Source organism: Microcoleus sp. AT8-A3 (assembly GCF_036705675.1).
GTDB lineage: Bacteria > Cyanobacteriota > Cyanobacteriia > Cyanobacteriales > Microcoleaceae > Microcoleus.
In genome coordinates this window covers 67,526-85,663 of record NZ_JAUBVD010000008.1, presented here as the reverse complement: position 1 = coordinate 85,663, position 18,138 = coordinate 67,526, and the positions used below count along the sequence as shown (strand labels likewise).

The 18,138-nt window shown below is 44.8% G+C and carries 15 protein-coding genes; 11 read left to right on the top strand and 4 right to left on the bottom strand.

The window, feature by feature from the left end; all coding sequences use genetic code 11:
- Positions 1-189 precede the first annotated feature (189 nt).
- From QUB51_RS06980 to QUB51_RS06945, 8 genes are all read left to right on the top strand, one after another.
- Complete coding sequence (locus QUB51_RS06980; RefSeq protein ID WP_333057049.1) at positions 190-1,914, top strand: zinc metalloprotease HtpX; 1,725 nt, start codon at positions 190-192, stop codon at positions 1,912-1,914.
- A 267-nt stretch (positions 1,915-2,181) separates the two neighbouring features.
- The gene (locus tag QUB51_RS06975) at positions 2,182-3,162 is read left to right on the top strand and encodes an SMP-30/gluconolactonase/LRE family protein (protein WP_333210240.1); all 981 of its coding nucleotides are present in this window, start codon (positions 2,182-2,184) and stop codon (positions 3,160-3,162) included.
- Between the two features lie 159 nt (positions 3,163-3,321).
- Positions 3,322-5,049: a hypothetical protein gene (locus QUB51_RS06970; RefSeq protein WP_333210238.1), complete on the top strand. Its 1,728-nt coding sequence runs from the start codon at positions 3,322-3,324 to the stop codon at positions 5,047-5,049.
- 294 nt (positions 5,050-5,343) lie between these two features.
- A complete protein-coding gene (locus QUB51_RS06965; protein WP_333057052.1) occupies positions 5,344-5,940 on the top strand; it encodes a Uma2 family endonuclease in 597 nt (198 codons plus the stop codon).
- A gap of 453 nt (positions 5,941-6,393) precedes the next feature.
- A complete protein-coding gene (locus tag QUB51_RS06960; RefSeq protein WP_333057053.1) occupies positions 6,394-7,857 on the top strand; it encodes a DUF1565 domain-containing protein in 1,464 nt (487 codons plus the stop codon).
- Positions 7,858-8,195: 338 nt separating this feature from the next.
- Positions 8,196-8,531: a photosystem II reaction center protein Psb28 gene (psb28, locus tag QUB51_RS06955; protein WP_333240570.1), complete on the top strand. Its 336-nt coding sequence runs from the start codon at positions 8,196-8,198 to the stop codon at positions 8,529-8,531.
- A gap of 186 nt (positions 8,532-8,717) precedes the next feature.
- Positions 8,718-9,224, top strand: coding sequence for a MogA/MoaB family molybdenum cofactor biosynthesis protein (locus QUB51_RS06950; protein WP_333240568.1), 507 nt, complete (start codon positions 8,718-8,720; stop codon positions 9,222-9,224).
- A gap of 343 nt (positions 9,225-9,567) precedes the next feature.
- Positions 9,568-10,920 carry a cytochrome P450 gene (locus QUB51_RS06945; RefSeq protein WP_333232958.1) on the top strand — a complete coding sequence of 451 codons (1,353 nt, stop codon included), beginning with the start codon at positions 9,568-9,570 and terminating at the stop codon, positions 10,918-10,920.
- 125 nt (positions 10,921-11,045) lie between these two features.
- Here the strand turns inward: QUB51_RS06945 and QUB51_RS06940 are convergent, their stop codons facing one another.
- Complete coding sequence (locus tag QUB51_RS06940) at positions 11,046-11,369, bottom strand: hypothetical protein (RefSeq protein ID WP_333259406.1); 324 nt, start codon at positions 11,367-11,369, stop codon at positions 11,046-11,048.
- A gap of 404 nt (positions 11,370-11,773) precedes the next feature.
- On the bottom strand, positions 11,774-12,709 hold the full coding sequence (locus QUB51_RS06935; protein ID WP_333057065.1) for a class I SAM-dependent methyltransferase: 936 nt from the start codon (positions 12,707-12,709) through the stop codon (positions 11,774-11,776).
- A 283-nt stretch (positions 12,710-12,992) separates the two neighbouring features.
- Between QUB51_RS06935 and QUB51_RS06930 the strand changes: the two genes are divergently transcribed.
- Complete coding sequence (locus tag QUB51_RS06930; protein ID WP_333057066.1) at positions 12,993-13,892, top strand: hypothetical protein; 900 nt, start codon at positions 12,993-12,995, stop codon at positions 13,890-13,892.
- A gap of 434 nt (positions 13,893-14,326) precedes the next feature.
- Positions 14,327-15,271: a glutathione S-transferase C-terminal domain-containing protein gene (locus QUB51_RS06925; protein WP_333057075.1), complete on the top strand. Its 945-nt coding sequence runs from the start codon at positions 14,327-14,329 to the stop codon at positions 15,269-15,271.
- Positions 15,272-15,809: 538 nt separating this feature from the next.
- Here the strand turns inward: QUB51_RS06925 and QUB51_RS06920 are convergent.
- Positions 15,810-16,661, bottom strand: coding sequence for a hypothetical protein (locus QUB51_RS06920; RefSeq protein WP_333057067.1), 852 nt, complete (start codon positions 16,659-16,661; stop codon positions 15,810-15,812).
- A gap of 669 nt (positions 16,662-17,330) precedes the next feature.
- Positions 17,331-17,777, bottom strand: coding sequence for a transposase (locus tag QUB51_RS06915; protein WP_333259402.1), 447 nt, complete (start codon positions 17,775-17,777; stop codon positions 17,331-17,333).
- 174 nt (positions 17,778-17,951) lie between these two features.
- Between QUB51_RS06915 and QUB51_RS06910 the strand changes: the two genes are divergently transcribed.
- The coding region (locus QUB51_RS06910; RefSeq protein ID WP_333392994.1) for a hypothetical protein at positions 17,952-18,138 on the top strand (187 nt) is incomplete at its 3' end.

Here is an 18,138-nt window from a genome sequence, read left to right as displayed (position 1 = left end):
GAATTTTGAGTTGGGAATTGAATCCGCACAAATAAATTTCGGGGCGGTTTTCAGTTTTAACAATTCTAGAGAAAATTCTATATTTTTGTTGAGACCCCTGACAGTAATCCGCATTAACAGGTTAAAACAGTGAAGTATAGATAAAATCCCACGGTCATTTCCTTTTGTCAATAACCTTTGGAGATTATTATGTCATCTCATGCCCCTTTACGCAAGGCAGGGCGAGCAGCCAAAGCCGGCGTTAAACTGATACAGAAAACTGGGGGAAATCTCGTTTTAGCTTCCGGCGTCACCATCAGCCTGCTGTTTGGTATGGTGTTAGCGCTATCCTTAGCCTCAGTTTTGATTCTCAGCAGTCCCGATCCAGTCGCCGGATTGGCGATCGCACTTCCCATAACTCTGATTTTTAACATCGCTGCCTTTTTCCTATCACCTTACTTGATGGACTTAAGCCAAAATTGGTTATACCATACTCGCTGGGTTTCCCTAGCAGAAATTGAAAGCCTAAGTCCAGAAACAGCTAAAGTTATTAAGAAGGTTTGCAAGCAGAAAAAACTCTCTTGTCCGCGTTTAGGAATTATCGACGACCAAAACCCTACTGCTTTTACTTACGGTTCATTTCCCAACAGCGCTCGGTTAGTCGTCAGTCAAGGTCTTTTTACCTATTTAGACGACGAGGAAATTGCCACTGTTTACGCCCACGAACTCGGTCACATCGTCCACTGGGACTTTGCAGTAATGACTTTAGCTTCGACTTTGGTGCAGATTACTTATTTAATTTACACTACAACTCAAAGGATGGGTCGAAGTGGTGGGGAAAAAGCTAAAGATGCGGCCGGTACGGTAGCTGCTGTTGCTTATTTGTTTTACATCGCTGGCACTTATTTATTGCTGTATTTGTCGCGGACGCGAGAATATTTTGCCGACCATTTTGCTGCCGAAACAACCGGAAATCCCAATGCTTTGTCCCGCGCTTTGGTAAAAATTGCTTACGGTATTTTGGAAGAAGGACAAAGAGCAACAGAACCCAGCAGCTTATTAGAAGGAACTCGCGCTTTAGGCATTTACGATGCCAAAGCTGCCACCTCTACTGGCACTGCTTACAGGATTTCTTCGGAACCAGCAAAGATTGGGCGAGTGTTTTTGTGGGATATGTTTAATCCGTGGGGTTGGTGGATGGAGTTGAACTCGACTCACCCGCTGACTGGTAAACGAGTTCGCGCTTTGAGCACTTATGCCGAACAATTAGGCTTAGATATTGAGTTTGACATGGGGCGAATTGTCGGCGAAGGCAACGATTTGAGCAAGCGGAGATTGTACGGCAATTTTGTGTTCGATTTGCTGCTGTACAGTGCAGAAACTCTGGGCTTAGCGGTGGGTTTTGCGATCGGCATTTCCCTGTATGCTGTAAACCCGATGATGATGGTTGCTTGTCCTTTGATCGGTTTGGGTGCAGGAATTTTGCTCAAAACTCTGGTGATGTTCCCGAATTACCAACAAGCAGAACATTTGGATGTTTTAACCTTAATGTCTGACCCTTACGCAAGTCCTTTGCGGGGTCAACCGGCGCAACTACAAGGCGAATTAATTGGTCGCGGCGATGCGGGTTATACCTTCGGTTCCGATCTGAAATTGCAAGATAGAACGGGAATGATTTATCTGCGCTATGCTTCTCGTTTTGGGCCAATTGGTAATTTTATGTTTGGCATGAAACGGGTTGAAAGTTTGATTGGGATGGATGTTAGGACTTTGGGTTGGTTCCGCCGGGGTGTTGCACCTTGGATGGATTTGATTCAGCTTGAAAGCGATAGCGGTACGGTGGTTAACAGTTATCACCGCTTCTGGTCTTTTGTGATGGGTATCGGTGCGATCGTTCTTGGTATTGCGGCGCTATTTGTTTCATTTCCAGCTTAACAGTTGACAGGTAAAACCTTTTAAGTTAAATATAATTAAGCTCGCATTTTAGAGCTTATTTTTTTTGCTCCATACGGTACTATTAAATTTAATACCGCTCTCAATCATCTTTTTTGCTGGACAAAAGAGTGAGTTTACGAACCGCTTTAGATTTGTTAGCGAAGGGGCGCGATAGCGCTCTTGGAGAAAAGAAAGAAGAAAGGAAGAAGTAAAGAAGGAGATAGTTAATCTTATGGCGGGAAGGAAATAATTTATTTATGAGCAAACATGACAATCAAAATTGCTACAATTAGTTTGTTGTTGATGGTATTAACTTTAGCAGTCAGCAGTCCTAGCGAAATAGTTAGCGGAAACTTCACAAAAATGACCGCTCAAACGGAAAACCAGAACACAAAAAATACCATGCAAAGTATTCTCGATGACAGCGCCAAACTAGAAAAACTAGCTAGCAATTTCCAATTTATAGAAGGCCCGATTTGGCATCCAGACGGCTTTTTGCTGTTCAGCGATATTCCCGCCAATATTATCTATAAATTTGGCTCAAATCAGCAAGTTGAGGTATTTCGCCGCCCTTCGGGAAAAGCCAACGGGAATACTTTAGACAAAGAAAACCGCTTACTTACTGGCGAACACGAAAATCGCCGCGTCTCCCGTACAGAAAAGGACGGAAAAGTTATCACCTTGGCGGATAGATACGAGGGTAAGCGGCTCAACAGTCCGAACGATTTAGTTGTTAAATCCGATGGCAGTATTTATTTTACCGATCCGTCCTACGGTGTTAGTAAAGAGCAGGAAGAATTGGGCTTTTACGGTGTTTACCGACTGGCACCCGACGGAAAATTAACTCTGCTGGTTAAGGATTTGGTGCTGCCGAATGGCATCGCCTTTTCACCAGACGAGCAAAAACTTTATGTCAACAATTCGGAAGCGGGATACATTGCTGTTTTCGATGTAAAACCGGACGGAACTGTTACTAACCAGCAGCTTTTTGCGGAGTTAAAAGATGCCAGTCAAAGGGGAGTACCCGACGGTTTAAAAGTTGATGTAGAGGGGAATGTTTACAGCACCGGGCCGGGGGGAGTGTGGATCTTTTCGCCGGATGGCAAGCTTTTGGGGAAGATTTCTGTACCTGAGACGGCGACTAATTTGGCTTGGGGAGAAAGCGATCGCAAAACGCTTTATATTACCGGAAGTACAAGTCTTTATCGGATTCGCCTTAAAATTGCGGGCGTGCGGGCTGGAAAATAATCTAAAATCGGGCGATGTTGAAAATAAAGCGGTTTGTCGTGAGGACTAAAGTCCTTACGGCAAACACTTTTTATTAGGGGTAATTGACCTGGCATAATATAATCCTACTTGTCAAAATCAGTCATTCCCAATTCTCAAATCTCAAATCTCAAATCTAAAATGGTATTAATAGCTCGGTTGCACAAATTTCTGACTGCTACAGTCGATCGCACATCCCGATCGCACACAATATTTTGGTTGACTCTGAGCTTGACATTTGCCACAGTTTATGCTGTTTTAGGACTCAAGCAAGTCTTTAGCGCCGAGTATATGGTGCAAGACGATGCGAGGCAGCACGTTTTCTGGATGATGCGGTTTGTCGATCCTGAATTATTCCCCAACGATTTCATTGCTAATTATTTTCAATCTGTCGCCCCCGCAGGATACAGCACGCTCTACAAATTAGCAGCAACAGTTGGCATTCACCCGCTATTATTTCACAAAATATTGCCACTATTTCTCGGCTTAATCTCCACCTATTACTGTTTTGGTCTTTGCCTAGAAATGTTGCCAGTGCCGATGACTGGATTTATTGCATCTTTGCTGCTAAATCAGCATATGTGGATGACCGATGATTTGGCTTCCACAACGCCAAGAGCTTTTATCTATCCGATATTTCTTGCTTTTTTATATTATTTGTCGCGCAGTTCGTTGCTGCCTTGTTTGGGGGCGATCGCGCTGATCGGACTATTCTATCCTCCTTACGCCTTGGTTGCTGCCGGAATTTTAGTTTTGCGCCTGCTATGCTGGAAAAACGGCGGTTTGCGTTTGTCGGGCGATCGCACAAATTACCTATTTTGCAGTACAGGTTTGGGATTAATATTTTTAGTAATGCTGCCCTATGCTTTAGATAACTCTGAATTTGGCCCAACTTATACCGCAGCAGAAGCGAAGCAAATGGCCGAATTTGCACCAGGTGGCAGAAATGCTTTTTTTCGTCCAAATCCGGTAGATTATTGGCTGACAGGGCGGGGTAGCGGGATGTTTCCCAAGTCGCTGTTTACGCCTGTAACTCACTGTGTCGCGCTGTTATTTCCGCTGCTGCTATTTTTGCGATCGGTTTTTCCCTTAGCAAATCAGATTCAAAGCAAAATCTGGCTTTTGCTTCAGCTATTTCTAGCATCATCTGCGATGTTTTTTGCGGCTCACGCTACCATTTTTAAGCTATATCAACCAGGTAGATATACAGCTTACAGCTTGCGATTTATTGTTGTTTTAATAACTGCGATCGCCCTCACTTTAATTATCGATGGAGTCGGTCATTGGGCATCAAAAACAGCAACAATATTTCATTTAAAAAATATCGTGGCACTAATTACGACAGCGACAATCGCTATCGCCGTTGTCCTTTATCCCGCCTTGGTCAAAAAATTCCCAACTGTCGGGTATGTAGAAGGTAAAATGCCAGCTTTGTACAAATTTTTTGAGCAACAACCTAAAGATATATTGATTGCTTCGATCGCCACCGATACGGATCATTTGCCAACCTTTAGTCAGCGTTCGGTTCTGGTGGCAAAAGAATATGCAGTGCCGTATCAGAAAGGCTACTACAGCAGATATCTGCAGCGACTTAACGATTTAATTCGCGCTCAATACACTCCCGATCGAGCTGTATTGCAAAATTTTATCAATCAATATGGAGTTGATTTTTGGATGATAGATCGCAATGCTTTGAGTCTTCAGTATATAAAGGATGATGGCTGGCTAAATCAATTTGATTCTATACCGGAGGCGAGCCTTTCTCTCGAACAAGGGAAAATTCCCGCCTTAGCTTCAGCAATGACAAGTTGTGCGGTTTTTCAGAATGAAATTCTAGTGGTTTTGGATGCGTCTTGTATTGTGAAATAGGCTGGGAGTTAAGGCGAGGCAGAGCCTTGGGATATGTGTTCTTAGGAAGAGCCTGGGAACTAGAGATAACTGTTCGGATTTTGAAGCTACAATTGCTGCATGGATATTCTGTAGGAGCGATCGCCCAATGCGTTATAACTCACATATTGCACCATTCTCAAGAACAGGCTTTCCGGCCTGTTCCACAAAGAGTGAATTTTAGGAACAGGCTTTCCGGCCTGTTCCTAAACAAATAATTGAGAATGGTGCCAACATCTCAGTTATAATGCCGATAAGAGATAATGGTGCGAGTCAATGACACAAGTTCTCGATCGCGAAATTCTTGATGGGCGAGTGGTGCTCAACGGCACTTGGGAGCAATTCAAGTTAATCCAGAAGGTTTCGGAAGATTCCCCTGGCATAAAGTTGTCTTTTTTTGCAGGGGCGATCGAGATTCTAATGCCGGGATTCCAACACGAAAATTTTTCTGAAATCATTGGTTACTTGGTGACTACTTTTCTGCTGCAACAAGGTATTAAGTTTTACCCTTCTGGTTCAATGACGCAGGAGAAGACGCCAGAAGCTTCTACTCAAGCAGACAAATCGTTTTGTTTGGGAGAACCTAAGTTGATTCCCGATTTGTCGATCGAGGTGGTTTATACTAGCGGTGGACTGAGCAAGTTGCCAAAATATCGAGCTTTGGGCGTGCCTGAAATCTGGTTTTGGGAAGATGGCACGCTGCGGCTTTATCATCTCCGGGAAGATGGCTACGAGCAAGTAATTCAGAGTCAACTGTCAGGATTGGAAACGCTGGATATCGATTTGCTAAGACGCTGCATTTTAATGGGTGAAACTGATTTGGCTGAAGCGGTTAAGGTTTTTGGGCAGGGAATCTCGATGGATCGTACATGATATCATGTCCGATCGATTGACCATAATATCCCAGCCGGGGCGGGTTTTTGAGATTGTCAATTATTGGCAGATATTGGCAGGTTTACCCGCCCCTACCTGATTTTGGGCGAAGCGAAGCGGAGGGAATCTACCGGACATAATATGACAGCAAAACCTTCGATTTTCCGGTGGAGGCGATCGAAATTTTAGTGGTTTTGGCAACATCTGGAAAAAATAGCATCCCTATATCCGGCACTTCTTAAATAAGTCTGGTTCTGCTGTTGCTGGGAACGAGAAATACAGTCTTTTGTAGGGGGAATCCCTCTGTGGTTGCAACTCCTAATTGGTAATATTGCAGATATCGTGCAATTAAATAACCCCCGCAATCAAAGCTGAATATAGATTCGGGGTCAAGTTCACAGACAATGAAAATTGCACAAAAGCTCGATCGCCAATTATCTATTCAACAAAAACATGACAACACTTTACGTCAACCCGCTAACAGGCAGCGATTCCGCGGCCGGCACTCAATCGGCTCCATTCAAAACTATAGCCCGCGCGATCGTCAGTCGCGCTGCATCGGGAACTACGATTCAGTTATCACCGGGAACTTACAGCGCTGCTAGTGGTGAAAAATTCCCCTTGGAAATTCCATCGGGAGTAAAAGTTATTGGCAATGAAACTAACAAAGGTAGAGGCATTCTAATTCAAGGCAGCGGCAAATTTGTCAGTCCCACCGCTGCGGGCCAAAATATCACCATACTGCTAGCAAGTAATTCCCAATTGCGGGGAGTAACTGTTACGAATCTCGATAGTCGCGGCACGGGAGTCTGGATTGAGTCAACTTCTCCGACTGTGGCTAACTGCACTTTCACACTTTGTAAGCGCGGAGGCGTTTTTGCCACGGGTAGCGCTAATCCTGCGATTCTCGACAACATATTTATGGCAAACTCTGCGGCTGGGGTGATTATGGCGGGAACTGCTAAGGGAGTAATACGGCGCAATATTTTTCAAAAGACGGATTTCGGCATTTCTCTGGAAGCTCAGTCGGCTCCTTTGATTGCTGATAACCAAATTTTGGAAAATCGCTCCGGTATAGTTTTAGCAGGAGAATCTCAGCCGATTTTACGCAATAATCGCATTGAAAAAAATACGGAATACGGTTTGACTGCGGAGGAAAAGTCCCTGCCAGATATGGGGAATGCTAAAGATTTGGGCGGCAATATCTTTCAGAATAACGGCGAATTCGACTTGCAAAATGCGACTGGGGTTAAGATTTATGCGGTGGGAAATCAGCTCAATTCTTCGCGGGTGAAAGGTTTATTTGATTTGGGAAATGTGACGCCAACTCCGACTCCTGGAGGGCTAAAATTTAGCGACATCAGCACGCATTGGGCTAAGGATTTTATCGATCGCTTGGCAAAGATGAATATTGTTAGCGGGTTTCCCAACGGCACTTTTCAACCTTACGAGATTGTAACTAGAGCTCAGTATGCGGCGATGTTGGCGAAGGCGTTTGAATTGGTGCCGCGCCGTGAGGCGACGGTTTTTAAGGATGTGGGGGCGGATTTTTGGGCCAAAGGAGCGATCGACCAAGCTAATCGAGCTGGGTTTTTGGCTGGATATCCAGACAGCACGTTTCGCCCGGAGCAGAATTTGACTAGAGTTCAGGCGATCGTATCTTTGGTAAACGGCTTGCAGTTGGGCGGCGGCAACCCCAATTCTTTGAGCGTTTATGTCGATCGATCTCAGATTCCCAGTTTTGCCACCGACGAGATAGCAACCGCCACAGAGCGTAAAATCGTGGTCAACTATCCCGCGCGCGAAAAGCTTTCCCCCGCCCACGACATCACCCGTGGCGAGATATCCGCCCTCATCTACCAAACTCTGGTAGCCACAAAGCGGGCCGATCCTATAAACTCTCCCTACATCGTCTAAGGGAATTGGGAGACAAGGGAGAGGATAACTTGGGGTACAAATAACTCAAATCTTGCACCATTCTCGCTCAACAGGCTTTCCGACCTGTTCCACAAAGAGTAGATTTTCTTGTGGGGCGTAGGGGTTGGGCAGGAGATCCCGCCCTGAAATGATTATGGAGAATGGTGCAATATCTCAGAAGAACCAACCTATCTCCCCTCCCCCTTGTCTCCGATTGCCTCACTCTCACCCACTCTCACCCGCTTCCCCTCTCCCAAGTCTTGATTTGCTAGTACCCGAATCGTTTTATGATTAAACATTAAGAAATTAAGCAATCCTTAAGGTTCGACTGTCAGATTATGGCTAAAATTCAATTCTCTCGGGGTATAGACGAAGATGCTGTGCCCGAAGTGCGCCTAACCCGTTCTAAAAGCGGAGAGCAAGGCACTGCCACGTTTATCTTTGAAAATCCCAAAGCTCTCAGCAGCACCAGTACCGAAGACATTACTGGAATGTACATGATCGACGACGAAGGCGAACTCCTCACTCGTGAGGTTAAGGCTAAGTTCATCAACGGTCAGCCTGCGGGTTTGGAAGCTCTTTATTTAATGAAAAGTTCCGCAGAATGGGATCGATTTATGCGTTTCATGGAACGCTACTCGGAAGCCAACGGTTTAGGATTTAGCAAGGCATAATTGATGGGGAATAGGGCATGGGGCATGGGGCATGGGGCATGGGGCATGGGTTATTGGTTATTAGTTATTTGATAATGAATAACTAACAACGAACAAATCACAACTAACTGATGACTTCTTCCCTCTTCCCTTTTCCTGATTTCCTCTTCGTTCTTGCTGCTTTCTTTTTCCTTAAATATCTGTTATATGACGCAAATTCCTCACCCCGACTTATCTAAAATAACCGTAAATTGTGCTATCATTACTGTTAGCGACACGCGATCGGCAGAAACAGACAAGAGTGGCTTGTTAACCAAGAAGCTGCTAAAAGATTCGGGTCACTCTGTGGTAGCTTACACTGTTGTTAAAGATGATGCGGCCAAAATTGTATTGCAAATGCAGGCTTTTTCCCAACGTGAAGATGTGGATGCAATCATTTTTAACGGTGGCACGGGCATCGCTCCCCGAGATACGACCTATGATGTGATGGAAAGTTTGCTAGACAGGATTTTACCAGGATTTGGGGAGATATTTCGGTTTTTGAGCTATCAAGAAATTGGTTCGAGGGCGATCGCCTCTCGCGCAGTTGCAGGCGTGTATCAAGGCAAGTTAGTCTTTTCTCTTCCTGGCTCTAGCAATGGCGTGAAACTAGCTGTCGAAAAGCTAATTTTACCGGAATTAGTTCACTTGGTGACGCAGTTGCGCGGAGGGTGAGGGCGGGAGTTGGTTTTTGTGCTGGCATCCGGTATGGGCGCTCGATCGAGCTTTGACTCGATCGCCTTTTGGTAAGTTAATCAGGACTTACGCTCAGAAACCCGGTTTCTAGCCTACCGTCGATCGCTCGCAGATAAATTTCAGGGTGCAAGGTCGATCGATATACACTAGAAAGATTGTGTATCGCCAGTTTTGCAATGACAAGCGAATTTCTTCATGTGCTACCCGCCACGTGATTTATCTCGCGCAAATCAATCCAAAATCTAAAATCTAAAATCCTCACGCCCCCGAATTTATCTCGCGCAAGTCAATCCAAAATCTAAAATCTAAAATCTAAAATCGAATGACGCTGCCTACCGGATCTCGTTCTCCTGCTTTGTTCCAAACGCTTTCGCTGGTAGCTGACCCGATCGCATTTTTCGATCGCAACTCGGCCAAATACGGCGATACATTTACCGCCCGCGTGTTGGGGCCCGCTTCGCCCCCCGTAGTGTTTCTGGGCTCTCCAGAAGCGATTCAGGCGGTGTTTACGACCTTAGCCGATGCCTTTGAGTTTGGCAAAGTGACCAACGTATTTCGCCCCCTGGTGGGAAATGAATCCCTAATTATGAATGAAGGGCCGCGACATCTGCGACAGCGACAGCTATTAATGCCCGCGCTGCATCGGGAACAGTTGCAGAGTCAAGGGCATTTGATTGTTGATTTGACGAAAAAGCAGACGATCGACTGGAAAGCCCCAGATGCGATCGCAGTCCGCGAAGAAATGTCAGAAATTTCCCTGCAAGTAATCTTGCAAGTCGTGTTTGGATTAGTGCCGGGAGAGCGCTACGAACGCCTGAAACACTTGCTCAGCAGGCTTTTAGAGGCGATTACCTCTGAGCTGTACTCCCTACAATTTTTCTTTGAACCCTTGCAGCAAAATTTGGGATCTTGGAGCCCGTGGGGGCAGTTTTTGCAGCAGATGGCCCAGATTGACTCGCTGATTTATGCGGAAATTGCCGAGAGGCGATCGCAATCTCTCGATTCGTCTCGCACGGATATTCTGTCGGTGTTGATGATGGCCCGCGACGACACCGGCGAATCCCTCGGCGATCGAGAATTGCGCGATCAGTTGATGACGCTGTTGTTATTGGGACATGAAACGACTGGATCGGCCTTGACTTGGGCGTTTTACTGGCTGCATCAGTTTCCCGAATGCCTTGCTAGGTTGCGGCAGGAATTGGATGAATTAGGCGAGAATCCCGATCCGATTGCGCTTTCGCAGTCGCCCTACTTAACAGCAGTCTGCAAGGAAGCGCTGCGGGTTTATCCAATTGCCTTAATTTCGCAGCCGCGCAAGGTGAAACGGACGATCGAACTCGAAGGCTATACATATCAACCGGGAACGATTTTAATCCCCTGTGTCTATTTGGCCCACCGTCGCCCTGAAACCTACGAAAATCCCGCCCGGTTCAACCCTGATCGCTTTTTAGATCGCAAGTTTTCCGCCTCTGAATTTTTACCGTTTGGAGGCGGGAGTCGAAGCTGCATCGGGATGGCGTTATCGATGTTTGAAATGAAGCTGGTTTTAGCCACGGTGCTGTCTTCCCGTGAGTTTGTATCGAATCTCGATCGGCCAATTCGTCCGGCGCGCCGGGGAATCACCTTTGTGCCGCCCGATCGGTTTCGATTAACGGTTGTGGGCGATCGGCTGTAGTGTTAATCTGTAGGGTGCGTCGCTGCGAGATATTGGATAAAACTTGCAGATTGTTGATGGCGACGCACCTTACACGGGCGATCTCAAGATTGTGTGTACTACATATACATGGAATATGCTGTATGTCATTCGATGAAAATCCCCGCAACTTTGTCTCCATTCATAGTCATGTGTGCCACAAATTCATCTCCACCATCTTCAAAACTCAGCTTCCACAAATAAATCGGACAATTACCTTGTTTGATCTCACCAAAATAATTAAATGAGTATCCCTTTTTCATACGTGAAGCGAGCTGCTCGCTAACATCGTCAAACATTTTTTGTGTAATGCTCGCTTTGTAGCCTGCATCCCCCACTGTGGTAAAAAGCTCGTAATTTTTCGATGCAGTGGCATCCAAGATAACCTGCAAACAATCGATGACGTTTTGAGAGGGGGCTGTCGGGTTCATGAAGATGTCCTTCTTTTAGGGTGCTATCAAAATGTCTAACAAATGGCGCTGTGAATAGCTTCTACGGCTGTCTAATATCAAATCCGGTAGCATCGGAATTATTTATCAGTAGGGGGCGCGATCGCAGAAATTTTTAAATCCACAGATTAGACTATTTACACTCACGCACCGCCCCAAGGATCGAATAATATCTCTGCAACTTTACCATTTATAGCAGTTTTCAATCGAATTAAATAAATACAACTTTAGACACGGCAGTGCCGTGTCCTACCCGATCTAGCCATCCTCAATCATTTGTGAATTTCTTACTCCCTCCCCTTGATAAGGGGAGGGTTGGGGTGGGGTCAAAAATTTACGACTCCTGCAAGGATTGCTATATCTGTACTTCACTCTACTGAAAACCGCTATCTTGCCTCAGCAACAATAGTTCGGTGTCGGACTGTATTACAAGTAATCGTCGGCGCAGCAAAACCAGAATCAACCAAAGCTTGCTCAATATCCAACCCAAAATACTGATCCAAATAAGGCTCCGTACTTTTGAGCAAAGTTAAAATATAAGGAGGCATTTTGGCATAAACTTCCGACTGAGGATTCATATCCATAATTGTCAAATGTCCGCCAACACGCAGCAAACGCCTCGCTTCCCGGAATATTTCTCTAGTAGCTTTCTGCGGCAATTCGTGACAAACTAAACAAATAGAAACTAAATCAAAAGCTGCCGCAGGCAAACCTGTAGATTCAGCAGCAGCATGAACCCAAGTCGGAGATTTTTGATTGAAAGATTGGGATTCTCGCTGTTGGGAACGGTATTTAGCCACTGCTAAGAAATAAGGCGATAACTCTACTCCAGTCATCTTCGCTTCCGGGTAAACCTCCCCAAGAGCAAAGGTACTCATTCCCACACTGCATCCCAAATCAACAATATCTCGCGGCGAAGAAGCAATTTGAGATTTGATGACTTCGTGATAGCTGGCGCGGAGTTTTGCATCGCCTTCTGCACCCGCTTCCGGCCAAATTGTGGCGTGAACTGTACGGGCGGCAACTTCTACTTCTGTAGCAGCTTCCCAACTCATATTACCTTGTTCGTAAGCGTGGAATGAAGTTAGATAATATTTCGGGTAAACCAGATCGGGATTTTGAACGCTGAGCAATTCTGCATCCCAATTTCGAGCTAAAAGTGCTTGGGCTTCTTGTCGCCAATGCACTCCAATTTTTTCGGCTCTTGTTATCATCATTTCCCGCGCTTGGTGCTTGGCTAGATTAGCTAAAGGCTTGATGGAGAGTACGCCATTTACTAAACGCGAGGCTAATCCGGGAGTTTTGTTAACTGCAACAGTCATTTTTTAGGTTTTTCTATTTTGCGCCCTCTATTTTAACACGTTTGGGCGATTTTGAGTTGGTCAATATAAAGACTTTTTTTAATGAACCGCAGAGGGCGCAGAGAACGCAGAGGAGCGAGAAGAGAGAAAAGATCGGAGTAGGGCAAAAGTGGATCGGGTGGTATAATATTTATTTGTGCTTGCCTAGTTAGTGCTGGGGAATTTACCGGGAATCGGGAATCGGATTTGCTGAAGTTGGAGTATTTGGAAGAACACTTTAAATCGGGCTATTCAGGAGTTTTTGATGAGCAAGTCTATTGTTGAATTGGTTGACAATTTGCCGTCGGGTGGCGTCACTGTGATGATGTTAAAATCTCTCGATTTTGTGGTTCCGGGGGAGTGGAACAATCTCACGGGTTTTGATAATACTATTCAAGCGCTGACAGGGGAAACAAAGCGCAAATTAGTTGAGAAAATTCGCGATCGCGCGATCGAGCTTTACGCTAACCCCAACGAGCCATATCAAGGCGTAGTCAGGCTTTACCAGTTAGCAGACAGCGCCGACAGTGCGTTAGGTGCAACGGCTATGGCGAATAAAATCGGCGAAAACATCGGCTTTCTTTCCTTTCTCAACCGCCTCACTCCCAAAGCTGACACAACTCAAACGATCGACTTGTGCGTCAAAGTGGCGATCGAGCTAATTGCCTACTGCAAACTTAACAATATTTCCCTTAACAATGTGGGAAGCTTTGGTAATTATTTATCCCATTACAAAGACGAATCTCTGATGCGGATGGCTGCTTTAGTTTGTGCTGACGGTTTAATTCCCCTTGGCCCGGACTTCCTTAGAGTAGCACAAAATACCCTAGGCGGATTGAATCCTTCAACCTTGCAGCAAAACTCAACATTCCAAAATATCAGCAACCTAATTCCCGGCGCTAATAATGCAGCAAAATTTGGATTCGTGACAACAACTTTCGCCTCAGCGCAAGGTTGGATGAACAATTTAGTACAGTCTCGCGGCTTAACTCCCGCCATAGTTTTAGGCCATCTCAAGCAATACATTGATGTTACCGATGACAAATTGGATTATGTGGCGGCGTTTTTAGACATGAGTACCAATTATTACGAACATACCGGAATTCAGACGGTTGCTCGCCGATTGATCGATCGAGCTTATGGCGAAATAGCCTCGGATAGATAGTATAAAACTCGTCGCTCATCATTCTCGCTTAACAGGCTTTCCGGCCTGTTCCACAAAAATTAAATTTTATTGTGGGGAGTAGGGGTTGGGCTTCTAGCCCGCCCTGAAGGGCATTATTGCAAATGATCCAAGATATAAAGGGAACAAACCTCGTCGCTCATCATTTTAAAGAACAGGCCGAAAAGCCTGTTCTACAAAAATTAAATTTATTGTGGGCCGTTGCTCCTAGCCCGCCCGGAAGGCGGGAGTGCATTATTAATTGCTGAAACCATTGCTTAGTTTGCCTTCTTCCTTCTTCCTTCTTCCTTCTTCCTTCGGCTGTGAGTTAAAATAAGCAGATTATGTTTAGCAAACCTCTTTTAATCGCCGCCGTGAAAAACAAATCGCTTCCTTCATCCGTAACAGTCAAGCTAGGTAAATTTGTCTGGACATCAATGTGGCAATTAATGATGTCAAAACTAGCGCCGCCCGATCGCACGGGAGCATACATTCGCCCCAGCAGCAGTTTCCGGAACTTTGTCAGCACTGCACCAGACAACCCTCACGGGCCCGCCACGGGACGGTATCGCCTCTTCGTGGGTAAAGGGTGCCCTTGGGCGCACCGCACTCTGGTGACGAGGGCGCTCAAAGGGCTTGAAGATGCGATATCCGTATCTATTGTCTATCCCTCGGAAGGGGGAATGTGGGTGATGGAGTCGGAGACTTTTGGCTGCAACACGATGCCGGAACTTTACCAGTTGGCTTTACCGGGCTATCAGGGGCGGTGTACGGTGCCGGTGCTGTGGGATGACTCGAAAAAGGCGATCGTCAATAATGAGAGTTCGGAAATTATTGTGATGCTAAACTCGGAGTTTAACGAGTTTGCTAGCAATCCTCAAATGGATCTTTATCCTCTGGATTTGCGAGAACAAATTGACGAGTGGAATGAGAAGATTTACCAATCGGTGAATAACGGCGTTTATCGCTGCGGTTTCGCGCAATCTCAAGCTGCTTATGACTCGGCTTGCAGTGAATTGTTTGCTGTTTTAGACGAGATCGATCGCTCGCTCTTGAGGAGTCGTTACTTGTGTGGCGATCGGGTGACTTTAGCAGACGTGCGGCTTTTTACTACTCTATTCCGTTTTGATGCCGTTTACTACAGCTTATTCAAATGCAATCTGCGCCGCATTCAAGATTACGAGCATTTGGGAGCTTATCTGCGCGATTTGTACCAGTTACCGGGAGTTGCCGGCACTTGCGATTTGGAGGCTGTCAAGCGCGATTATTACGGCAATTTGTTCCCGCTGAATCCCGGCTGCATTATCCCGGCTGGGCCCGATCCGGCGAGTTTGCTCAAAGCTCACGATCGGGCAGGGTTCAGAAACCGGGTTTCTCCATAAATCTCTGTGATTATCGAAATTGAAGCGAATAAAATGACCTCGTTCGGGGATATATTTTAGCAAAATTCTTCTCCTTCTGGTTTTCCCCAAGAGATTTCTTCGCCCGGTTCTATTTCGCCTGCTAATAATTCATCTAGGGTATATTTGGAAACTTTCTGATTTACAGGCTCTATGACTATTTTTCCATTTTCTATACTGCAAATTACTGCATCATCTGCTTTCAGGTTGAAATATTTGGTTCTTCAGTACGTAGTATGCTAAACAACCCAAAATCAAGCTGTAAACCTTGTTATATCAAATCCGGTAGCATCGGAATTATTCATCTCTCTTATCTCCCTCTGTGTTCTCTGCGTTCTCTGTGGTTAAATCATTCCGATGCAACCGGAAACAATATTAAATAAGGATTAAACGAAATATCGCTCATTCTAGCCCAATTCATCTAAATAAATAGTCAAAACCTTTGCTCCGCAAAGGTTTTGACTACATTTCTATACAATTTGGCATACCAAGTAATGAAGAGCCATTATTTTTTGTATACTCATCCAAAGATTTTATAATAATTAGGATCTTTTTTAATAAAAACTCTCAGTCTAAATAATCGATAATAAAACACAACCTGTTTACTTAGTTTGTTGTTGATTTTCTTCCAAAGAGAACGTTTGGGATATTCAATCTGTTTATGGATGTCGAAGTAAATTTGTTTCTCCTGAATAATTGCTTGTCCATTTTGGATTCTTACTCGTTCAATATTATCCTTAAAGAATGGAAATTTGTCTTCGCGGAAAAAATCAAATGTCATCCCAATTCGAGCCGCAGCTAGCCCCATAGCATAACCCTCACCATGATAGATTTCTTGCATTTCAAAAAAGTAAGAAATTGTCTGCCAAAGTTCAAAAAATTCCCCTTCTAATCCATTCTGTCTCTTCATGACAAACATAAACTCGTGAAGCCACTTCACTTGTTGAAGATCGATATTTAGTTTTTGCCCTGCTGCTTTTATAACTTCAATTTCTTTCGGATTTTTAATGTTTTGTATGTGTTTGACCAAATCAGTACCTGCTCTTGCTGTAATTCCAGGAGACCAATTCATTTCTTCTACTAGAGGGCCTAGCAATCTAACATCAGAGTCTAAAAACATACAACTCTCAAATAGTGAGAGAGCTTTTTCAAGAACGAAACGTTTGTCATGATACCCTTTCACACTCTGGAGGTGGTGCTTGAACACCAGAACATGAGGGAAATTTTTAAACTGCTCTGGTTGATCGCTTAGGATACATAAAGTTGTGGAAGGCATATGGGTCTGGATATCTTGAGCTAGCATCTTTACATGAGCACGATACCTATCACCTACAGCTAGAGTACAAAAACAAAACTTTTCAGATGTGTCCATATGATTTGAGCGCAAGAGATGTGAGTTAAACTTGCAGAAATTTTTCGTGAATCCAACTTATGAAAATATTATAACTGACTTATGGTTACTAGATTACTCTGAAACAGTTTCAATAGCAAGGAATAAACAGAATATTAAGAATGCGTTTATATTGCGATCGCAATATTGAAGATTAAACCCTATATCCCTCTTCTGTCACTCTCCGGGGGGGGATCGCGCTTAATCTTCATCTGGCAATTAATACAAGCTATTCTATTAGAAGAAAAAATGCTCAGGTTTATTTATTATAACAACTAGATATAGTCGCGCGTGGGGCTCAGAAACCGGGTTTGAAACCCAAATCTTGGGTAGGATGCCTAAATTATCACAGAAACCCGGTTTCTTGGCTCAGGGTTAGGCGCGATCGCGTGGGGGGTTGAGAAACCGGGTTTGAAACCCAAATCTTGGGTAGGATGCCAAAATTATCCCAGAAACCCGGTTTCTTGGAGTTTCTGGGAACACGCGTGGGGATTCAGAAACCGGGTTTCTTACCCAAATCGGGCGTGAGGATGTCAAAATTATCCCAGAAACCCGGTTTCTTAAAGCCTTCAATTCTTCAAATGTTAAGTCACGATAAGCATCGGCTGAAAAAAATTGCGATCGCACTCCATCTATTTTAGGTAAACTTCCCTAACGCAAATCAATATATTCCTGATAGCTGGAAAACTCCCAATCCTCTGCTTTTTCAACTATATTAGCACAGACTGGGTTTAAGTAAATATATCGAGTTAAGTGTAATAAATAGTCTTCTCCATCCACATGAATCGCCTGAAACCGTCCCTGAAATAGTGAACCCACCCTTTGATAGCGTTTATTGAGAGCCTTAGCATAAGACAGAGTAAATGACTGCATCAGCTTGGAAAAATCATCCGTTTGCAGGTAAACTAATAAATGATAGTGGTTCGGCATCAAACAATAAGCAATAATATCGACACCATGAATAATCAGATGGTTTCTTAATTGACGTAAAAAATAAATATAGTTTTCTCGCTCAAAAAAGATAAGCTGACGGTTATTACCTCGGTTATAAACATGGTAGTAATTACCCGCTTGGAAGATAATTTGGCGACGTGGCATATCAGAGGATAGGTGAGTGGCTAGCGGAAGGGGAGGGTTCAGAAACCGGGTTTCTTACCCAAATCGGGCGTGAGGATGCCAAAATTATCGCAGAAACCCGGTTTCTTGGCTGAGGCTGAGGGGCGCGCGCGTGGGGTTCAGAAACCGGGTTTCTTACCCAAATCGGGCGTGAGGATGCCAAAAGTATCGCAGAAACCCGGTTTCTTGGCTGAGGCTGAGGGGCGCGCGTCGGGGAGTCAGAAACCGGGTTTCTTACCCAAATCTTCGGTAGGATGCCAAAATTGTCGCAGAAACCCGGTTTCTTGGCTGAGGCTGAGGGGCGCGCGTCGGGGAGTCAGAAACCGGGTTTCTTACCCAAATC

Excerpts from the sequence above, each read along its gene's own strand:
- QUB51_RS06980 (WP_333057049.1), top strand. The coding sequence starts at position 190 with ATGTCATCTCATGCCCCTTTACGCAAGGCAGGGCGAGCAGCCAAAGCC.
- QUB51_RS06975 (WP_333210240.1), top strand. The coding sequence starts at position 2,182 with ATGACAATCAAAATTGCTACAATTAGTTTGTTGTTGATGGTATTAACT.
- QUB51_RS06970 (WP_333210238.1), top strand. The coding sequence starts at position 3,322 with ATGGTATTAATAGCTCGGTTGCACAAATTTCTGACTGCTACAGTCGAT.
- QUB51_RS06965 (WP_333057052.1), top strand. The coding sequence starts at position 5,344 with ATGACACAAGTTCTCGATCGCGAAATTCTTGATGGGCGAGTGGTGCTC.
- QUB51_RS06960 (WP_333057053.1), top strand. The coding sequence starts at position 6,394 with ATGACAACACTTTACGTCAACCCGCTAACAGGCAGCGATTCCGCGGCC.
- psb28 (WP_333240570.1), top strand. The coding sequence starts at position 8,196 with ATGGCTAAAATTCAATTCTCTCGGGGTATAGACGAAGATGCTGTGCCC.
- QUB51_RS06950 (WP_333240568.1), top strand. The coding sequence starts at position 8,718 with ATGACGCAAATTCCTCACCCCGACTTATCTAAAATAACCGTAAATTGT.
- QUB51_RS06945 (WP_333232958.1), top strand. The coding sequence starts at position 9,568 with ATGACGCTGCCTACCGGATCTCGTTCTCCTGCTTTGTTCCAAACGCTT.
- QUB51_RS06940 (WP_333259406.1), bottom strand. The coding sequence starts at position 11,369 with ATGAACCCGACAGCCCCCTCTCAAAACGTCATCGATTGTTTGCAGGTT.
- QUB51_RS06935 (WP_333057065.1), bottom strand. The coding sequence starts at position 12,709 with ATGACTGTTGCAGTTAACAAAACTCCCGGATTAGCCTCGCGTTTAGTA.
- QUB51_RS06930 (WP_333057066.1), top strand. The coding sequence starts at position 12,993 with ATGAGCAAGTCTATTGTTGAATTGGTTGACAATTTGCCGTCGGGTGGC.
- QUB51_RS06925 (WP_333057075.1), top strand. The coding sequence starts at position 14,327 with ATGTGGCAATTAATGATGTCAAAACTAGCGCCGCCCGATCGCACGGGA.
- QUB51_RS06920 (WP_333057067.1), bottom strand. The coding sequence starts at position 16,661 with ATGGACACATCTGAAAAGTTTTGTTTTTGTACTCTAGCTGTAGGTGAT.
- QUB51_RS06915 (WP_333259402.1), bottom strand. The coding sequence starts at position 17,777 with ATGCCACGTCGCCAAATTATCTTCCAAGCGGGTAATTACTACCATGTT.